This window comes from Paenibacillus sp. Paensp111 (assembly GCF_059492195.1).
The window spans coordinates 1557560-1575401 of record NZ_CP168527.1 but is presented as its reverse complement, the minus strand read 5'-3'; the positions used below and the strand labels follow the sequence as shown (position 1 = coordinate 1575401).

At 47.7% G+C, this 17842-nt stretch carries 15 protein-coding genes; 1 reads left to right on the top strand and 14 read right to left on the bottom strand.

The annotated features are described in order from the left end of the window. Positions 1-102: 102 nt before the first annotated feature. From dnaJ to gpr, 11 genes are all read right to left on the bottom strand, one after another. Complete coding sequence (gene dnaJ, locus ACEN86_RS07115; protein WP_495633615.1) at positions 103-1227, bottom strand: molecular chaperone DnaJ; 1125 nt, start codon at positions 1225-1227, stop codon at positions 103-105. A gap of 137 nt (positions 1228-1364) precedes the next feature. Next, the gene (dnaK, locus tag ACEN86_RS07110) at positions 1365-3209 is read right to left on the bottom strand and encodes a molecular chaperone DnaK (protein ID WP_495633614.1); all 1845 of its coding nucleotides are present in this window, start codon (positions 3207-3209) and stop codon (positions 1365-1367) included. Positions 3210-3259: 50 nt separating this feature from the next. Then, positions 3260-3877, bottom strand: a complete 618-nt coding sequence (grpE, locus tag ACEN86_RS07105) for a nucleotide exchange factor GrpE (protein WP_495633613.1) — start codon at positions 3875-3877, stop codon at positions 3260-3262. Between the two features lie 48 nt (positions 3878-3925). Further along, positions 3926-4954: a heat-inducible transcriptional repressor HrcA gene (hrcA, locus tag ACEN86_RS07100; protein WP_495633612.1), complete on the bottom strand. Its 1029-nt coding sequence runs from the start codon at positions 4952-4954 to the stop codon at positions 3926-3928. Between the two features lie 197 nt (positions 4955-5151). Continuing rightward, positions 5152-6705, bottom strand: a complete 1554-nt coding sequence (locus ACEN86_RS07095) for a stalk domain-containing protein (RefSeq protein WP_495633611.1) — start codon at positions 6703-6705, stop codon at positions 5152-5154. Positions 6706-6945: 240 nt separating this feature from the next. After that, positions 6946-7407, bottom strand: coding sequence for an N-acetyltransferase (locus ACEN86_RS07090; RefSeq protein WP_495633610.1), 462 nt, complete (start codon positions 7405-7407; stop codon positions 6946-6948). Positions 7408-7551: 144 nt separating this feature from the next. Beyond that, a complete protein-coding gene (gene hemW / locus ACEN86_RS07085) occupies positions 7552-8778 on the bottom strand; it encodes a radical SAM family heme chaperone HemW (protein WP_495633609.1) in 1227 nt (408 codons plus the stop codon). Between the two features lie 407 nt (positions 8779-9185). Next, positions 9186-11003 (bottom strand): translation elongation factor 4, encoded by a 1818-nt coding sequence (gene lepA / locus ACEN86_RS07080; protein WP_495633608.1) that lies wholly within the window; start codon positions 11001-11003, stop codon positions 9186-9188. Positions 11004-11111: 108 nt separating this feature from the next. Beyond that, a complete protein-coding gene (locus ACEN86_RS07075; RefSeq protein WP_495633607.1) occupies positions 11112-11642 on the bottom strand; it encodes a hypothetical protein in 531 nt (176 codons plus the stop codon). Positions 11643-11678: 36 nt separating this feature from the next. Further along, positions 11679-12956 carry a stage II sporulation protein P gene (locus tag ACEN86_RS07070; protein WP_495633606.1) on the bottom strand — a complete coding sequence of 426 codons (1278 nt, stop codon included), beginning with the start codon at positions 12954-12956 and terminating at the stop codon, positions 11679-11681. A 142-nt stretch (positions 12957-13098) separates the two neighbouring features. Further along, positions 13099-14115 carry a GPR endopeptidase gene (gene gpr, locus ACEN86_RS07065; RefSeq protein WP_495633605.1) on the bottom strand — a complete coding sequence of 339 codons (1017 nt, stop codon included), beginning with the start codon at positions 14113-14115 and terminating at the stop codon, positions 13099-13101. A gap of 160 nt (positions 14116-14275) precedes the next feature. Here gpr and rpsT point away from each other — a divergent pair, with 160 nt between their 5' ends. Next, the gene (gene rpsT / locus ACEN86_RS07060; protein ID WP_068616180.1) at positions 14276-14548 is read left to right on the top strand and encodes a 30S ribosomal protein S20; all 273 of its coding nucleotides are present in this window, start codon (positions 14276-14278) and stop codon (positions 14546-14548) included. A gap of 127 nt (positions 14549-14675) precedes the next feature. Here the strand turns inward: rpsT and holA are convergent, their stop codons facing one another. The 3 genes from holA to ACEN86_RS07045 all read right to left on the bottom strand — a co-directional run bounded on the left by holA (position 14676) and on the right by ACEN86_RS07045 (position 17723). Then, positions 14676-15695 (bottom strand): DNA polymerase III subunit delta, encoded by a 1020-nt coding sequence (gene holA, locus ACEN86_RS07055; protein WP_495633604.1) that lies wholly within the window; start codon positions 15693-15695, stop codon positions 14676-14678. A 271-nt stretch (positions 15696-15966) separates the two neighbouring features. Then, positions 15967-17178 carry an anti-sigma factor family protein gene (locus ACEN86_RS07050; protein WP_495633603.1) on the bottom strand — a complete coding sequence of 404 codons (1212 nt, stop codon included), beginning with the start codon at positions 17176-17178 and terminating at the stop codon, positions 15967-15969. After that, positions 17175-17723 (bottom strand): RNA polymerase sigma factor, encoded by a 549-nt coding sequence (locus ACEN86_RS07045; protein ID WP_127198151.1) that lies wholly within the window; start codon positions 17721-17723, stop codon positions 17175-17177. The genes ACEN86_RS07050 and ACEN86_RS07045 overlap by 4 nt, the downstream gene beginning before the upstream one ends. Positions 17724-17842: the final 119 nt, after the last annotated feature.

The window sequence follows — 17842 nt, the reverse complement described above, 5'->3', positions numbered from 1 at the left end:
GCCAAATAAAAAAGCCGTCCTACAGTCTGGCGACTTATAGAACAGCTTTTTGGGTAAGGACTGAATATTAAAAGGTTCGTTCCAGAGGGTTACATGATCGTATTAATCTCCGCGGAAGGCGCGCTTCATACGATCAAAGAACGATTGCTCGTTCTCATGCGTATGCTCGCCCTCAAGTGCCGAGAACTGACGAAGCAGATCCTTCTGATCCTCAGTAAGCTTGCTTGGCGTAACTACGACGACCTTAACATGCTGATCGCCCTGTCCGATTCCGCGCAGCCGGGGTACTCCTTTTCCTTTCAAACGGAAGTAAGTACCGGTCTGGGTACCCGCCGGGATTTTGAGCTTGACTTTCTCCGTAAGGGTCGGGATTTCGATTTCATCTCCCAAAGCGGCCTGGGCGAAAGTAAGCGGAATTTCACAGTATATATCGTCTCCTTCACGTTCGAAGAAGTCATGCGGCTTCACACGAATCACGATATAGAGATCGCCAGCCGGACCTCCGCGGAGCCCGCCTTCCCCTTCTCCGGACATGCGAAGCTGTGCGCCATCATCGACTCCTGCAGGAATACGAACATGAATCTTGCGCTGCTTCTTCACTTGGCCATTACCATGGCACGTTGGGCACTTCTCTTTGATAATCTTGCCTGCACCGCCGCAATTGCTGCACGGACGGCGATTCACCATACGGCCAAATGGCGTATTCTGAACCACTTCCTGTTGTCCGGAACCATGACAGACAGAACATGTCTCCGGCTTCGTTCCAGGCTTGGCGCCTGACCCGAAGCAGGTATCGCAGGATTCGGTACGCGGAATCGTAATGTCAGACTCTTTACCGAACACAGCTTCTTTAAATTCTACTGTCATCGTGTACTGCAGGTCATTTCCGCGCTGCGGGGCATTCGGATCTCTTCTACCCCCGCCGCCGCCAAAAAACATATCAAAGATATCACCTAGACCACCGCTGCCAAAGTCACCGGAGAACCCTCCGCCCATGCCTTGGTTCGGATCAATATGTCCATATTGATCATAGCGGGCACGCTGCTGAGAATCACTGAGGACATCATAAGCTTCCTTAACTTCTTTAAACTTTGACTCCGCATCCTCAGCTTTATTGACGTCTGGATGATATTGACGTGCAAGCTTTCGATAAGCCTTCTTAATCTCTTCGTCAGAAGCACTTTTACCGAGGCCCAGGACCTCATAGTAATCGCGTTTCTCTGCCAATTGTTCCACCCCCCATATCTTTAAAGGCTAGCACTGCAAAGTGACTTAGCTAGGCAAAAGGAAAGCCAAAGCGCGGGATGCCTATGCGCTTTGACCTTCCCTGTTACCTAAATAAGCTATAACACCAATCCTGGTGATTAGTTCTTTTTATCTTCGTCAACCACTTCATAATCAGCGTCAACGATGTTATCTTTACCTGCTGCTCCGCCTGCAGTAGCACCTTCAGCGCCCTCAGCTTGCTGAGCCTGTGCAGCCTGCTCATACAGTTTAACAGAAAGCTGCTGAACAATCTCGGTCAATTTCTCGGTAGCCGCTTTGATTTCTTCCAGGTTGTCGCCTTCCAGCGCTTTTTTCAGCTCGTCTTTGGCTGCATTTGCCTTTTCAACTTCACCAGCATCTGCTTTTTCACCAAGGTCTTTGATGGTTTTGTCAACAGAATATACAAGTTGGTCTCCAGCATTTTTCGCTTCAACCAGCTCTTTACGCTTCTTGTCTTCCTCAGCGTGCAGTTCTGCATCCTTCATCATTTTTTCAACTTCAGCATCGCTCAGACCGCTGGAAGAAGTGATCGTGATCTTCTGGCTCTTGTTCGTTCCTTTATCTGTAGCAGATACGTTAACGATACCGTTGGCATCGATGTCGAAAGTAACCTCGATCTGAGGCACACCGCGCGGTGCTGGAGGAATATCTCCAAGCATAAAGCGACCAAGTGTTTTGTTGCCTGCAGCCATTTCGCGCTCGCCTTGAAGCACGTGGATTTCTACGCTAGGCTGGTTATCCGCATAAGTGGAGAACACTTGAGATTTACTTGTAGGGATCGTAGTGTTGCGCTCGATCATCTTCGTAAATACGCCGCCTGCAGTCTCGATACCCAGGGAAAGCGGAGTTACGTCGAGAAGAACTACGTCTTTAACGTCACCAGTAAGTACGCCAGCTTGCACGGCAGCACCAAGGGCAACTACTTCATCCGGGTTAACACCTTTATGAGGTTCTTTGCCAGTCAGTTTCTTGATCGCTTCCTGAACGGCAGGAATACGAGTAGATCCGCCGACAAGAACGATTTTGTCGATATCTGCAGGAGTCATACCTGCATCGCTAAGCGCACGGCGAGTTGGTCCGAGAGTTCTCTCTACCAAATCAGCAGACAGCTCTTCGAACTTCGCACGAGTCAAGTTCACTTCCAAGTGCTGAGGCACTCCGTCTGCTACAGTGATGAACGGCAAAGAGATTGTTGTTGTAAGTACACCGGACAATTCCTTCTTCGCTTTCTCAGCTGCATCTTTCAGACGTTGTACAGCCGCTTTATCCTTGCTCAGATCAATACCTTGATCTTTCTTGAATTCAGCAACGAGGTAATCAATGATAACTTGGTCAAAGTCGTCCCCGCCAAGACGGTTGTCCCCGCTTGTCGCTTTAACTTCGAAGAATCCATCACCCAGTTCAAGGATGGATACGTCAAATGTACCGCCGCCAAGGTCATAGACCAGGATTGTCTGATCTTCGGACTTCTCAAGACCGTAGGCAAGTGCTGCTGCCGTTGGCTCGTTCACAATACGCAGAACTTCAAGGCCCGCGATCTTACCCGCATCCTTGGTTGCTTGACGCTGGCTGTCATTGAAGTAAGCAGGAACCGTGATAACCGCTTGGGTTACCGGTTGTCCAAGATAGGCTTCAGCGTCAGCTTTCAATTTTTGCAAAATAATTGCAGAAATTTCTTGCGGTGTGAAGTCTTTACCGTCGATCGATTCTTTGTGATTCGTACCAATATGTCTCTTGATTGAGATGATGGTACGGTCCGGGTTAGTGATTGCTTGACGCTTGGCCGTTTCACCTACAACACGCTCTCCATCTTTCTTAAAACCAACTACGGAAGGAGTTGTGCGCGCACCCTCCGGGTTAGGAATAACAACGGCTTCGCCGCCTTCCATAACTGCTACGCAGGAGTTCGTTGTTCCAAGGTCGATACCGATAACTTTACTCATTAGTATATTTCCTCCTTAAGGATGTAATGTTCATCTTGCTTATGTGTAAGTTAGCCGCTTACTTTAACCATTGCAGGACGCAGAACTTTATCTTTGAGCAGATAACCTTTCTGCACTTCTTCTACAACGATGCCTTCTTCATATTCATCCGATTCCACCTGCATAATCGCCTGATGGTATTCCGGGTTAAATGGCTGGCCTACTGAATTCATCGGAGCAAGTCCTTCTGCGGACAGAATACCCTCCAATTGACGGAAAATCATGTCTACTCCCTTGGAGAACGACTCAGCTTCTGCAATCTCCTGCACAGCTGCAAGAGCGCGATCCAGGTTATCTACTACCGGCAAAAGCTCGGTAATCAGCTTGGCGGAAGCATACTTCGCAAGCTCCTCTTTCTCTTTCAGCGTACGTCTGCGGAAGTTGTCAAAATCAGCTTGAGAACGCAGGAACCGCTGCTGATGCTCCTGTACCTCGTTGCGAAGCTGTTCCAGTTCAGCTGACTCTTCAGATCCGGCGGATTCTGCACGATCATCAACACCTGCAGGGGTAACTTCTTCCGTTTCCAGACTCTCTTCATTTGGTACATTTACATTATCATTAGAAGGGTTCATGTTATCTTCCTTTACCTCATTGTTGAGTTCTTCTTGAATAGGATGTTGTTCCTTCAAGATGTCTTCACCTCCTTAAAATACGAAAATTGCAGTTATTCATTCAATTTAATGTTTGGACAAAAATTTCGTCATATCTTTCGACAAAATATTGAGTATGCCGATGACTCGGGCATATTCCATTCGGGTCGGGCCTAATATACCTATAGTTCCGAGTGCTTCACCTTCGACGGCATAAGTAGCCGTAATCAAGCTGCAATTGGCAAAGGCGGCGTGGTCATTTTCGGTACCTATACGAACCTGAATACCCGAGCCTGAAGAAGCCGAAACCATCATTTTCATTAAAGTAGGCGTCTCTTCAAGCAAATCAAGGATGCTCTTCACTTTGTCGACGTCGCGGAATTCCGGCTGGGTTAACATATTTGTTGTCCCGCTCAGGAATACTCGCTGACCTTCATTACCACTATCCAGAGCTTGATCTAGAACCGTCATCACTTCCTCGACGTGAGAGACATGACGCTGGAGCTCTTGACCGAGTTCGGTGTAAAGGGCAGATTTCAGCTTGAAGATGGGCACACCGGCCAGCTTCCTGTTCAGAAGATTAACTACCTTCTCCATCTCCGATACAGACACCCCGGCAGGAATAGACACTGTCTTATTCTCTACCTGTCCCGTATTCGTGACCACTATCGCAACGGCCGTATCCTCATTAAGCGGAAGCAGCTGGAAGTGGCGGAGTGAAGTATGAAAAACCTCCGGTCCCAGTAGGATGGAAGTATAGTTCGTCATATGTGAGAGAATCGTGCCCGCATGTTGAATGACCTGCTCAACCACATTCAGCTTCTCAGCATAGAATGTCTTAAGCTGCATTAATTCCTCAGACGCAATAGCTTCCGGTGGAACAAGATGATCCACGTAATATCTGTAGCCTTTATGTGAAGGTATCCGCCCCGCAGAGGTGTGGGGCTGTTCCAGGAACCCAAGCTCCTCTAAATCGGACATTTCATTTCGGATTGTAGCCGGACTGTAACCGACATCGCCACGCTTGGAAATGCTCCGTGAGCCTACAGGCTCAGCCGAACGGATATAGTCATCTACAATAGCAGTCAAAATCATTCTTTGCCGTTCCGTTAACATGATATCCCTCCTAGCGGACTTTATCGTACATTCTATTCAGCCACCGCTTCATCGTTAGCACTCACTTCTAACGAGTGCTAATCGTTAATACAAAAATACCAAACCAACCTGGACATTGTCAAGTCAGTTCGGTATCTTCGTACCACTATTTTATCAGCAGTAGGCCAATAAAAATGGTGGGTTGTTTTGCTGTGGAATTAATTAATTTTTACTTTCACATAATTTTTGTTATTGGCAGGATCTATGACGTAATATAAGTAACCTGAGTCATAGTCCACCGAGCCCAATATGAAATTGTAGACTAGGTGATAGCGACTTCCCTCTTTGGTAATAGACCCAGCTGGAAAGCTGCTTGGATATTCATTCACATAAACATCCAGGTACAAAGAAACCATCGTATCCGATATCTTCAAATTATTACGCAATTCATTGGACAGGTATAAAATCATACTTGGCATGGCGTCTTCATTAGCATCCTGTTTATCAACCCAATCCGCCCACTGGTCACCATCCTCCATGGTCCCACCGATAAGATACATCGTTCGATCCTCGGAAGGAATGACGAACCACTCGAAGTCCAAATCCACGCCATCGTAGGTTAGACCGCCGTAATTGTCATTCAAATATTTTTCAAGAGTCTTGGCACCTTCACTATTAACAGCAGTAATGCTAGTATTTGGCTTTGATTGCACCAACGCACCCAAACTCTGTTCGGCTTGAGGCTTCGCCAGAAATGTTTTTACATCGCTGGACGGGATAGCCAGGTTAATATTGGCTGAACTTTGAATGCCCGCAGAGGTCACCCCTACCAGTTCCCCCTTCATGTTGAACAAAGCTCCTCCACTGCTTCCATGATCAATAGGTGTAGAAATTTGAATGAAGTTGTGTCCGCCCACATTCCTTGAAGTTTGACTAACTACCCCGCTCGTCAAAGTGTTCTTGTAACCCAGAGGGGAGCCTATCGCAACAACTTCTTCTCCTAATTGAAGACTAGTAGAATCACCTATACTAACGAACTGCAGATTAGTAGCAGGAATTTTTAATAGAGCAAGATCAATATTCTCATCTTTGACCAGCAAGGTTGAAGTTGTGAAAGAGCGCTGATCATTAAATTCTATTTTTACTGAAGAAGCCCCGTCGATCACGTGGTAGTTCGTCAGTATTTTGCCATCACTACTTACAATAATTCCGCTGCCCGTAGCGATCGGCTTGTTGGAGCCGTCATAGGTTTCGATGTAGACTACACGATTTGACAGCTTGCCAATTTCCTGTACGGATAGATTGGAACTAGGCTGGGCTGGCTTATTCGAACCCGCATCATATTCAAATGAAGGAGGCTGCGGAGAAATGATATTGATCACTTTACCCTTTACCTCGATCGTGTTCCCGAACGATTCACCGATAAAACGCAAAGGGACATAAGTCACTCCGTTAATAGTACGCGGCTTTGTAGTTAATGAGATTTTCTTGCCATTTCGAATGGCGAAATTCTGTCCTAGTTTGATCTCAATGTTCACGCCGTTTTTTGAAGCTTTTACAGTCTGAGTCTTTGCATCCCACTTTACATTAGCGCCCAGACCTTCAAAAATTGTCCTCAAGGGAACGAGTGTAGTTCCATTCTCTTGAATCGGTTTGCTGGTAAATTGCAGCTTTACTCCGTCTATATAGACGTTGATCCCCTGATCAGCTCCAAATACCGTAGCAGGTAATATAAGTGATAAAAACAAAACCAACACTACTACTTTCTTCATCTTTTTTCCCCATTCTGTCTACTAGATAGTTTTACCCTCAGTTAATTATAGGATAAAAGTACCAATAAAGGGAATGTTTTTTCTTAACTAGTTCAATAAACATAGATCTTTTTTCGCTAAATTTACGAGAGTTCCCTCTTATGAAAATAAACCACTCCCGCATATTAGCTAAATGAATACGCTAATAAGGTTCGTGGTCTATTACGTGGTTATTAAGAATGTATAAGTTAATGAGTCACATTAGTTCAGAATCTTCAGAACAGCTATTTCATCACATGCATGCTGCTTCGGGCAGACTACACAATCCGTCCAAACTTTCTCCGGGAAAATCTCTTTATCCACAACGGTAAAACCGTTCTTCTTAAAGAAAGAGACCTCATAGGTCAGCGCCATTATCTTTGGAATTTTCCGCTCTCTTGCCTGTTTGATCAGCTCGTCAATAATCTTAGAACCGATTCCCATTCCTTGATAACCTTCGGAGATCCCAAGCGAGCGAACCTCTACCAGATCTTGTCCCAGAAGGCAAAGGGAACCGCATCCAACGACGACTCCGTCTACTTCCGCAACAACAAAATCATTGATCTGCTGTTCCAGAACCTTGCGTGAGCGTGGCAGCATAATCCCCCGGCGTGCATATTCTTCTATCATTTCAAAAAGCGGTTCAACATCTGATAATACCGCCTGTCTGCATACCACAGCCATTATACTGCCCCCTGAGTTGTATATAATATGAATAAATATACACTAAGTCGTATAAGGTTTCAATATAAAAATAACATATTATTCAGGGTATGCAGACACCCTGCTGCGGTTACAGCCATACGGCTTGAGACAAATTACTTTAAGCTAATTTGAGTCATTGTTTCCGGTCAGATAGCCAATAAATTCAGCAAAAACTTCATTCCCGAAAAGAATTCCCTTCTCGCTAAGCTTATATCCTTCAACTACAGTTGTTCTCTCTAACAGACCAGCTTGAAGCATTTTATCTAGAGGCGCTTTAAACTTCTCTTCTATAGAGATTCCAAACTGCTCAAGGAAATGCCTGCTCTGGATCCCGTCCAGAACACGCAGGCCCACCATCACGAAATCTTCCATCGCCTCATCTGTAGTAACTTCGAATTGATCAAGACGGGGCAGACCGACTGAAGCAGCCTCATTATAAGGAGTTACGCCTTTGATGTTAATATGACGCTGCCCTCCAACGTACCCGTGAGCTCCGGCACCAAGTCCATAATAATCCTCATTACGCCAGTAGGTCATGTTATGTCTGCTTTCGTAGCCAGGTTTAGCAAAATTGCTAATCTCATACTGCTTATATCCGGCCTCTTTCATTCGGGACATGAGCAGCAGATACATTTGCAGCTCATCCTCCTCATCCGGCAGAGGAAGTTCATTCTTCTGATACATCGTATGGAAGAGCGTATTCTCTTCTACCTTAAGGCTATAGATAGAGTAATGCGGCAGACCAAGGGCCAGCGCCTTGGTAATGCTCTGATCCAGCATTTCTACAGTCTGATTGGGCAGACCGAACATCAAATCTATGGACATATTGCTGATTCCCGCCTTCTGGGCGTTCTCCAGACTGCGATAGACGTCATCCGTATTATGAATGCGTCCAATGCGCCCAAGAAGTTCGTTCTGGAATGCCTGCACGCCAAAGCTGACCCGGTTGACACCGCCAGCCTTCATGACAGCAAGCTTCTCCAAATCCGTTGTACCCGGATTCGCTTCCATTGTAAATTCAATATCTTCAGCCCAGTTAGGAAAATGCCGGCGGACAGATGAAAGGAAGAACTCCATCTCCTTAGGTGTAAGTACCGTAGGCGTTCCGCCACCAACAAAAATCGTATGAATTACATCTGGTGGCGTCTGCTGAGCGGTGAGCTCCATCTCATGATCCAGGGCCTTCAAATATTCCATAACCGGCTGGTCCTTTAGGACATAGGAATTGAAATCACAATAGAAACATTTATTTGTGCAAAATGGAATGTGTATATAAATGGCTTTGGGCGCCCCGTCTGATGTTCGCAGATTGTCCGCCCCACTTGCCTTTAAGTTAGCTGTGTTGTGCATGCTGTTACCCTCCCTACCACTAAGCATCCTGCTTGTTGGTACTTATACTTCTACTGCTGCTACTTCCTGATCTTCCTGATTCAATCATCGGCCGAATCCACACCGATTGTTCTTTCTTCCTGCCCTCTCCTCTTACGGAAAAAGGAAAGCCTCGCGGCTTTCCTTCAGCGTTCTGACAAAGTCGTTATGAAGTTCTCACAAGCTCACAGGAAGGGGATGTCCAATCGTAAGAGTTTACGTCCGCCTTTGGGAGCCCTTTGCCACCACTTGGTCTAATCGGGCAAAGGGCGGACAAGAAGCGGCTGGAGATGGACATCCTCTTCACACACACCTTGGGTTACTTCTACTATGAACTTTGTCTGTCATCTCTGAATATGCCGCAGCTTTCCTTTTCTCCGTAATTTCGCTTATTCCTCGTCGATCTTAAGAACAGCCATGAACGCTTCCTGCGGCACCTCAACGCTGCCGACCTGCTTCATGCGCTTCTTCCCTTCCTTCTGCTTCTCAAGCAGCTTCCGCTTACGGGAGATATCTCCACCGTAACATTTGGCAAGTACGTTCTTACGCATGGCTTTGACCGTCTCACGCGCAACAACCTTGGTACCGATGGATGCCTGGATTGGCACCTCGAACATTTGCCGAGGGATGAGCTTTTGCAGCTTCTGGCAGATCAACCGTCCCCTGTGGAACGCTCTGTCCCGGTGAACGATGAAGGAGAACGCATCGACCTGCTCTCCGTTCAGCAGGATCTCCATCTTAACGAGGTTCGAAGGACGATAGCCTGTCAGCTCGTAGTCAAATGAAGCATATCCTTTGGTACCGGATTTCAATTGATCAAAGAAATCGTACACAATTTCGGACAAAGGAATGTTATAGGTAATCGTTACACGTGTTGTATCCAGATACTCCATGTTACCGAATTCACCGCGTTTGTTCTGACACAGCTCCATGACCGTACCTACATAATCGTTAGGCACGATGATGCTTGCCTTAACGTAAGGCTCTTCTACCTTATCGATCTTTCCTACTTCCGGATAGTGTGAAGGGTTGTCAATGGTAACAACCTCGCCGTTGGTCAGTGTAACTTTGTAGATAACGCTTGGTGCCGTTGTAATCAAAGGTATATTGAATTCACGTTCGATACGCTCCTGGATAACATCCATATGCAGAAGTCCGAGGAATCCGCACCGGAAGCCGAATCCAAGCGCACTGGATGTCTCCGGCTCAAAGCTCAGTGACGCATCGTTCAGCTGGAGCTTCTCGAGCGCCTCACGCAGATCGTTATAATCCGAGGTCTCGATCGGATACAGACCGCAGTAGACCATGGGGTTAATTTTGCGGTAGCCAGGTAGCGGCTCCGGTGTCGGGTTCTTCGCATCCGTTACGGTATCACCCACGCGGGTATCCCCTACGGATTTGATTCCGGCAACAATGAAGCCTACATCCCCGACATTAAGCTCGTCCACAATGCTCATTCGCGGCATGAAGGCGCCGACTTCAATCACTTCAAACGTCTTTTCAGTAGCCATCATTTTAATCTTGGAGCCTGCTTTGATCTTCCCGTCAATAACACGGACATACACGATGATCCCTTTGTATGGATCATAGTGAGAGTCAAAGATCAGGGCCTTCAGCGGCTGATCCGGATCTCCTGTTGGAGCCGGCACCTTGCTTACCACTTGCTCGAGGATCTCTTTAATCCCGATTCCTGCTTTGGCTGAAGCATGCACAGCCTCGCTGGCATCCAGTCCAATCACGTCTTCAATCTCCTGCTTAACCCGGTCTGGATCCGCACTCGGAAGGTCGATCTTGTTGATGACCGGCAGAATTTCAAGGTTGTTATCAAGCGCCAAGTAGACATTCGCCAAAGTCTGGGCCTCAATCCCCTGGGCAGCATCGACAACCAGCAGCGCACCCTCACAAGCCGCAAGGCTTCGGGATACTTCATACGTGAAATCGACGTGTCCTGGCGTATCGATCAAGTTCAGCAGATACTCTTCGCCATCATCGGCCTTGTACGTTAATCGCACGGCCTGCAGCTTGATCGTGATCCCGCGCTCACGCTCCAGATCCATCTGGTCCAGAACCTGCTCCTGCATCTCACGGGAAGATAACGCTCCCGTATATTCAAGAATACGGTCTGCGAGCGTTGATTTACCATGGTCTATATGTGCAATAATACTGAAGTTTCTGATTTTCTTCTGTCTTGCTCTAATATCCGTCATGCCTTACCCCCACCAATGAACCTGAAGTACAATCAACTCATTATATCAGCTACGCACGATGAATTAAAGACTGCGTTTCAGGAATGAGGATTGGGTCTGCTTGCGAACCTAGTTGGTTAAGGAGCCAAACAGGGATACTACCCACTTGATTCCGTTCTGTGAGGCTTGCTGCAGCAGCTCTCCCGTGCGGTCGGCAAAATGGTCAATCGGCGTCTTCGGAGGTGCGGGAAGCAGGATGTTCCCTGGGGTTTGAAGCGCTCCGGTTGTATCCTGTGTCTGCTGAACAAGCTGCTGAATGAACTGCTGGGGTTGGCCTTGCTGAACATACTGCCCATTCTGTGCCTGATAGGCAGAGGCGCCCGGATTATTCGAATTGCCCACGCCTCCTCCCTGCACAAGCTGCTGCGGATTACCCTGTACTACACTTCCTTGTATTGTACTTCCCTGCACTGAATTGGCCTGCAGCGAATTAGCAGGCAGGGCAGTACCTCCTTGCTGAACATACTGCTGGGCAGGATACATGCCTGCACCTGCGGCCATATTTGCCGGGGCTGTATCTGCAAGCTGAATGCCTATGGTGGCTCCTGCCACAAGCACTAGACCATACAGTAACGTTTTCCTGAACGTCCTCTTCATCATCTCTACCTCCTTTACTGCTTCAGCCGTCCCCTGTCATTAAGCATGCGGGGGCGTGGCCTTATCCGTTTGAGCCGTATTCTTCGGCTTATTCTCCTTCGGTTCATCTACCTTCTTAGCTTTTTGATCACTCCAATAGACTTCAGCAATCATATCGGCCAGAATTTTGGACGTTCGCTCCAGCTCTTCTTTAGTATTGTCAATTCCGCCAACCTCAATCAGCACACTGTTAGCAGAAAAAGATTGGTTGTATTCTCCGTTGCCCTGAGCAGAGGTTTTCCCCCAAATCCCGCGGGAGATACCGGGGTAAGCCTTTTCCAGACGGCTGTGGATCCGGCTTGCAAATGCTTCATTCTTCCGCCAATTCGGATTGGCGTGGCCGATAATAAAGTAGACTTGGGCATAAGTCACTCCGTTTAATGTCGTTGTTGTTTTTTTATAGCGCTGGGAATCCCTGTGAATATCAATAAAGTACGACAGATCCTGGTTCTGGCTCAGTGCCTCTTTCACGGTAGCTCTTGAGTACTTGTACGAGTAGTTATAGTTGTAGTTCTTGACAGAGGAAGCATAGTCCGCAAGCGTATGGAGCGTGGACAGCCCTTTCCGCTCGAGCTCCTTGGTTACCATGCTTCCGACTACACCAACATTTTTGGAGAAATTCGCCGAGCTTGGATTGTCACCCGATGACCCCAGCAGTGGATTATAGGATTCTTGAGGATGAGAATGATAGATCATGACGACTTTCTTGGAGCCTGGCTTCACATTCTGACTTTTATCTGTCTGGCCGCCCTGATCTGCGGTGTCCCGTCCCTTATCCTGGCCGCGCTTAGACGCATCCGCTTGCTTCGGCTTATCTGAAGCTGGCTTATCCGCAGCGGGATTGTAATCCTCTGGAGCATCGACCGCCTTGTTGCCTGAGCCTGTTCGCAGAAGGACGGGGCTGTTCGCACCAAGACCTGGAACTTCGCGAGCCAGCAGAGTCTTGGGATCAGAAGGGTTCACATTGGTCAACAGCTGGAATACGAAATTAGTCATGCTCTTACCCGAGAGTGCCGAAGGGCCTTGTCCGTTACCAAGATGCGGAACCTCCATGCCTACCATATCTACGAAGAAGCGGCTGGACAGCGAGGCCGCGAGCCCTTTCATGGAAGAGACCGGAGACGTATTGAGGCTTCGTTCAGCCAGCCCGCCTATGCCCAGTAGAATAAAAAACACTATCGACAACACCATGAGCAGTACAAAAGTACGGCCCATTGCGAGCACCTGCATCAGCTTCTGTCTCCATTTCGCAACATTCCACGTTCTGAATGATTTCATTGTCGCTTGTCCTCCTCATAGCCGGTTGAGTGTTAACTCTTATATTTCAAATCTATGAACCGGGCTAAAAAGGTAGAACCTCAATCTCATAAAAAAAAGAAGTCCGCTAGATTGCGAACTTCATAGTTTCGACTTTCATTTCCTAGTGGGTGTATGAGCCGACATTGTCAGCATTAACCGCCTTATGCAGCGAAGCATTTAACCCGCTGGCAATAATATTGGCGATATCTTCAATGAATTCGTCAATTTCCTTGGGGGTTACGATGACATCGTGACCGAGCGGCTGCAGAACTTCTTTTACCAGCCCCAATCTCTCTTGTTCGCTTAGATCCGTAATCAGTCCCATAATCTGCTTCGTCTGATTGTTGCCTGGCCCGCCATTCTCCTGATCAAAATGCTGGAGAAGAAGATCAAACGTATGATTGACAATTGTGGAGGCATAACATACCGTTGGAACACCGATCGCGATACAAGGGACCCCAAGTATTTCCTTGGTCAGCCCGCGCCGCTTATTCCCTATTCCTGAGCCAGGGTGGATGCCGATATCGGCAATCTGTATCGTTGTGTTCAGACGATCCAGGGATTTCGAGGCCAGAGCATCTATTGCAATAACAACATCCGGCTTGGTTCGCTCAACTATGCTCTGTACAATCTCGCTGGATTCGATCCCCGTCGTTCCAAGCACCCCGGGAGCTATGGCGCTTACCTCACGGTAACCTGGAGCAACCTGATCGGGGGCAAGCTGGTAGAAATGGCGGGTAACCAAGGCATTCTCAACGACAAGCGGACCCAGAGCATCCGGCGTGACGTTCCAGTTGCCCAGCCCGACAATCAGTACCTTTTTGTCATCCGTAATCCCTATCTTGTTCATGAATCCTGTAAATTCCGTTATAAATGTGGCTGCCACTCTTTCCTGCAGTCCGGTATCCTGATTCCTTAAGGCTGGAACCTCTATCGTTACATAATGACCTTGTACTCTTCCAATCTGCATGGAGGCCGACTCATTAAGCACATCAAGCCGGGTCACCTTGATCCCGTCATCCTCCGTAATGTCCTCGTTCAAACCAGGGATAGGGCCGCCGTGCACACGTTCAGCCAATTCCTTTGCCTCTACGGCTAAATCCGTTCGTACCATATACTGACTTAGATCGAGCGTCATTCTGCAACCTCCTTAGTGACTGTTTCCTTTATTGTGCGGGAGAGGCGTGCAGATTATACTATAGATGTTTTATGATGAATTTATTGCTTTTTATAGGGGCACATGCTAAAATATTTTAAGTTGTGAATTTTCGATAGATGCTTTACAGGAGGTGAATGCAATGCCTAACATTAAATCCGCCATTAAACGTGTGAAAACTAATGACAAACGCCGCGCGCTGAACGCTTCTCAAAAGTCTGCTCTTCGTACGGTTGTTAAAGCCGCTGATTCCGCACTGGCTAACAACGAAGTGGACACAGCTAAAGCCGCTTTCGCCGCAGCTTCCAAGAAATTGGACAAAGCCGTAACGAAAGGTTTGATCCATAAAAATGCAGCTGCTCGTAAGAAATCTCGCTTGGCAAAAAAATTGAACGCTCTTACAAAGCAAGCGTAAGGCGCTATTATATGTCAAATGCATGAAACGGGTGCTTCCCTTTGGGAAGCGCCCGTTTTTTGATTGGCTGCGCTGCGGATCACAGAAGAGGGCTTTGGCATTTCCGCCAAAGCCCTCTGTCTGTCTATTATGCTCCGAGTCCGAGCAGAAACATTTCAAGCCCCAGAACCTTATCAATCCGGCCACTCTTCATCCGGAAATCCAGCTCAGCCAGATCCGACAACGAACGTCTGAGCCGGCTGGCTTCGAACTTTCTGGCCTGCTCGCCTGCAATTTTAACCGCATACGGGTGAAGTCCCAGCTGGGAAGCAATCTGCTGCTGGGAATAACTCTGTCCGCCAAGCTCCTTTACCTGAAGCATGATCCGGAACTGCCTTGCAATCAGAGCCGCGATCTTGATCGGCTCCTCACGCTGCTTAAGCAGCTCGTAGAACGTGGACAGAGCTCGCTCCAGCTTGAGATTGGCAATATCTTCAACCATGACGAACACATTCTGCTCTGTCGTCCGCGCAACGAGCTGGTTAATCGCATCAGCCGTTATAGTACCTCCAGCGCCAGCATACAGACACAGCTTGTTCACTTCGGCAGACAGCGCAGCCATCTGCACCCCCGCACTGGCCAATAACGCCCCAGCCGCCGTCTCATCCATAGTACAGTTCCGGCTCGAAGCCTGTTTGATCACCCACTGAATCAGCTCATTGCCTCCAAGAGGCATGAACGAGAGCACCTGCCCTTTCGCCTTCATCGCTTTGACGGTCTTCTTGCGTTCGTCCAGCTTCTCCCCATTCACCGTAAATACGACGACACTATGTTCGGCCGGATTATCCAGGTAGGCGAGCAAGCGATCAATTTTGTGTTCAATCTTCCCGTCTTCCTTAGCCGCCGAGAATAAGGAGCTGTCACGAACAAGAACGAGCTTGCGCTCCACAAGGAAAGGCAGCGTCTCCGCTTCCTCCACTACCGTCTCAATCGGAGTATCCACCAGATCATAATGAGCCACCGCGAAATCACGGTTCTCCGGGTCGACAATCTGATCTTGAATCTGCTGAATAAATTCCCGAATCTGATATTTCTCTGAGCCATAACACAAATATAAAGGAGAGACTTGTCCCCTCTTGATTTCTTTGATTGCTGCCTTAATGTCCAAAGTACTACCCCTCCTGCCATCACCTCTATATTGTATGTAAAACTGGTTTCAAAGTCTATGCTCGGCCCATGAGCAGCAAGCTTGTACCCTTACGATAAAACAACAAAGAGACCCGCACCATAAGGCACTAAGGTCTCTTTGTCCCGGAACATCTATATAAACGTCAGGCAAGAAAGCTCTAGAAACTTACTGCCCGGCGGTCATAGACGATCAGGAAACTCATTGCTCGTTACTTATTATATAACCTATTCAGCCAGGTGTGAAAAGGTTCCTATTGTGACGAATTGGTGGAATTTCCCTTATCCGCATCCTCAGTATTGAAGGAATAATCTTTAACAGCATCCTCTTTGGAGGTCTGATAATTGAAGACTTTGCTGTCCTCTGACCATTCCCCTTTTACCCAATCTCCATTAAGCGGTATGTCTGACAAAAGCGTCCGATTCTGTCCATCATTGACATATACTTTCAGGTGACTCTGTTCCACTTCCGCCGTATATTTCCCGTTCGGGGACACTTTGACTGGCGGGAAGCTGGTTATTCCCATGAAGGAGCCGCCGGGCTTCGTAACAGGTCCAGTTGCTGTGACCTTTTTGTCAGGAGCTTCAGCTACCTGATTCTCCTGGCTCCCCTGTGTATCTGCCGGTTTCTTCGCATCTACTTTGTCTGAGGAAGAAGTCGATTCATTCACCGAGGAAGAGTCTGGGCTCGTAGTAGCTTTATTCTTGTTAGGAATAGCAGACGATTCCTTCTTCTGACTCTGCTGAGTCTTCTTCTCGGCTACAGACGAAGGATCCTTACTGCCTTCCTGCTTCGGAGCTGCAGCTGAATCATTAGACTTTCCGTTGTCATTACTCGATATCTCTGCCTTCAACTCGGTCTTCGCATCCCCGTTCACGCTATCCGCTCGGGAGGCTCCTCCATCCGTAGACTTCGCAGTCTGCTCTTGTGTGACCGAAGGAGCCACCATATCTGAAGCAGCAGATCCTGCTGAATTCTCATCGGTAATTGATTTCTCCATATGAGAGGAGGAAGTCGCCGTTGAGGCAATTTCAGCATTAGGCACTGTAGTAGGCTCGTGTTGATAGATAAAGAGACCTAATATCGCGGCTGCAGCAGCCACTCCGCCGACCCACGTTCTTGAAGAACTTCTCTGCCAAAAAGAACTCCGCTTCGGCTTCTTGGTCCGGCTTTGAACGGTTCTCATCAATGGAACCTGTGGCTCAGTCATCTCAAGAGCGCTTCCTTCTTCCGCACGCGCCCTGTCAATCTCCTGAAGTCTTGGGAGTATGGAATCGACAATACTATACTTCGGAGTTACATCCGGAAGCTGATAGAGATTGTCCGACAAATGTTTCAGTAACCCGAACGCTTCAGCACAATCATCACAGCTGCGAAGATGCGCGATCAACAGATCACTCTCTTCTACACTCAGATCCCCGTCCAAATAACGATGCATCCATTCCATCGCTTCCGGGCATTTCATCCTGATACACCACCTTTCTGATAATCTTGTAGTAAGTTTTGCAGTTGTTGTCTTGCTCGAAATAAATAGGATTTGACAGTATTAAGCGGGAGGTCTAGACAATCGGCAATTTCACTATAGGATAAGTCCTGTACGTATCTAAGGACGACAACCGAGCGATGATGATCCGGAAGCTGATTGATCGCCTCTTGAATATCTTGTGCCAAATACGTCGACATCACCTGCCGCTCCACGTTCTCCTTACCCTGAAATACCATCTCATGTTCATCGATGGATACGGTAGGCTTGCTGCGACGGAATTTGTCGATACATATATTGGTTACAATCCGCTGGACCCAGGTCTTAAACTGAGCCTTCTCTTCATAGGAATCAATCTTGGTATATACACGAATGAGTGCTTCCTGGGCGGCATCGTGGGCATCCTGCTCATTATTAAGAATATAATAGGCTGTGCGATACACCTGTTGTTCTATCTCTCGCAATAGGGTAATTAGAGCGTCGCGATCGCCTGATTGAGCGGCTCTGATGAGTCCCTGCTCGACCACAAAGGATCCCCCTTCCTTGCAACTATACAGACGTTACATTTCGGTAATATGTTGCAATGACATCTAGTCTTTTTTACATTTTAACGCAGATATATTATGGAAAAACACTGGTTCTTTGT

What these genes read in the sequence shown, in the direction of transcription:
- ACEN86_RS07075 (WP_495633607.1), bottom strand. Translation starts at nt 11,642, where the DNA reads ATGATGAAGAGGACGTTCAGGAAAACGTTACTGTATGGTCTAGTGCTT.
- ACEN86_RS07095 (WP_495633611.1), bottom strand. Translation starts at nt 6,705, where the DNA reads ATGAAGAAAGTAGTAGTGTTGGTTTTGTTTTTATCACTTATATTACCT.
- ACEN86_RS07090 (WP_495633610.1), bottom strand. Translation starts at nt 7,407, where the DNA reads ATGGCTGTGGTATGCAGACAGGCGGTATTATCAGATGTTGAACCGCTT.
- hrcA (WP_495633612.1), bottom strand. Translation starts at nt 4,954, where the DNA reads ATGTTAACGGAACGGCAAAGAATGATTTTGACTGCTATTGTAGATGAC.
- ACEN86_RS07050 (WP_495633603.1), bottom strand. Translation starts at nt 17,178, where the DNA reads ATGAAATGCCCGGAAGCGATGGAATGGATGCATCGTTATTTGGACGGG.
- lepA (WP_495633608.1), bottom strand. Translation starts at nt 11,003, where the DNA reads ATGACGGATATTAGAGCAAGACAGAAGAAAATCAGAAACTTCAGTATT.
- dnaK (WP_495633614.1), bottom strand. Translation starts at nt 3,209, where the DNA reads ATGAGTAAAGTTATCGGTATCGACCTTGGAACAACGAACTCCTGCGTA.
- hemW (WP_495633609.1), bottom strand. Translation starts at nt 8,778, where the DNA reads ATGCACAACACAGCTAACTTAAAGGCAAGTGGGGCGGACAATCTGCGA.
- rpsT (WP_068616180.1), top strand. Translation starts at nt 14,276, where the DNA reads ATGCCTAACATTAAATCCGCCATTAAACGTGTGAAAACTAATGACAAA.
- ACEN86_RS07070 (WP_495633606.1), bottom strand. Translation starts at nt 12,956, where the DNA reads ATGAAATCATTCAGAACGTGGAATGTTGCGAAATGGAGACAGAAGCTG.
- gpr (WP_495633605.1), bottom strand. Translation starts at nt 14,115, where the DNA reads ATGACGCTCGATCTAAGTCAGTATATGGTACGAACGGATTTAGCCGTA.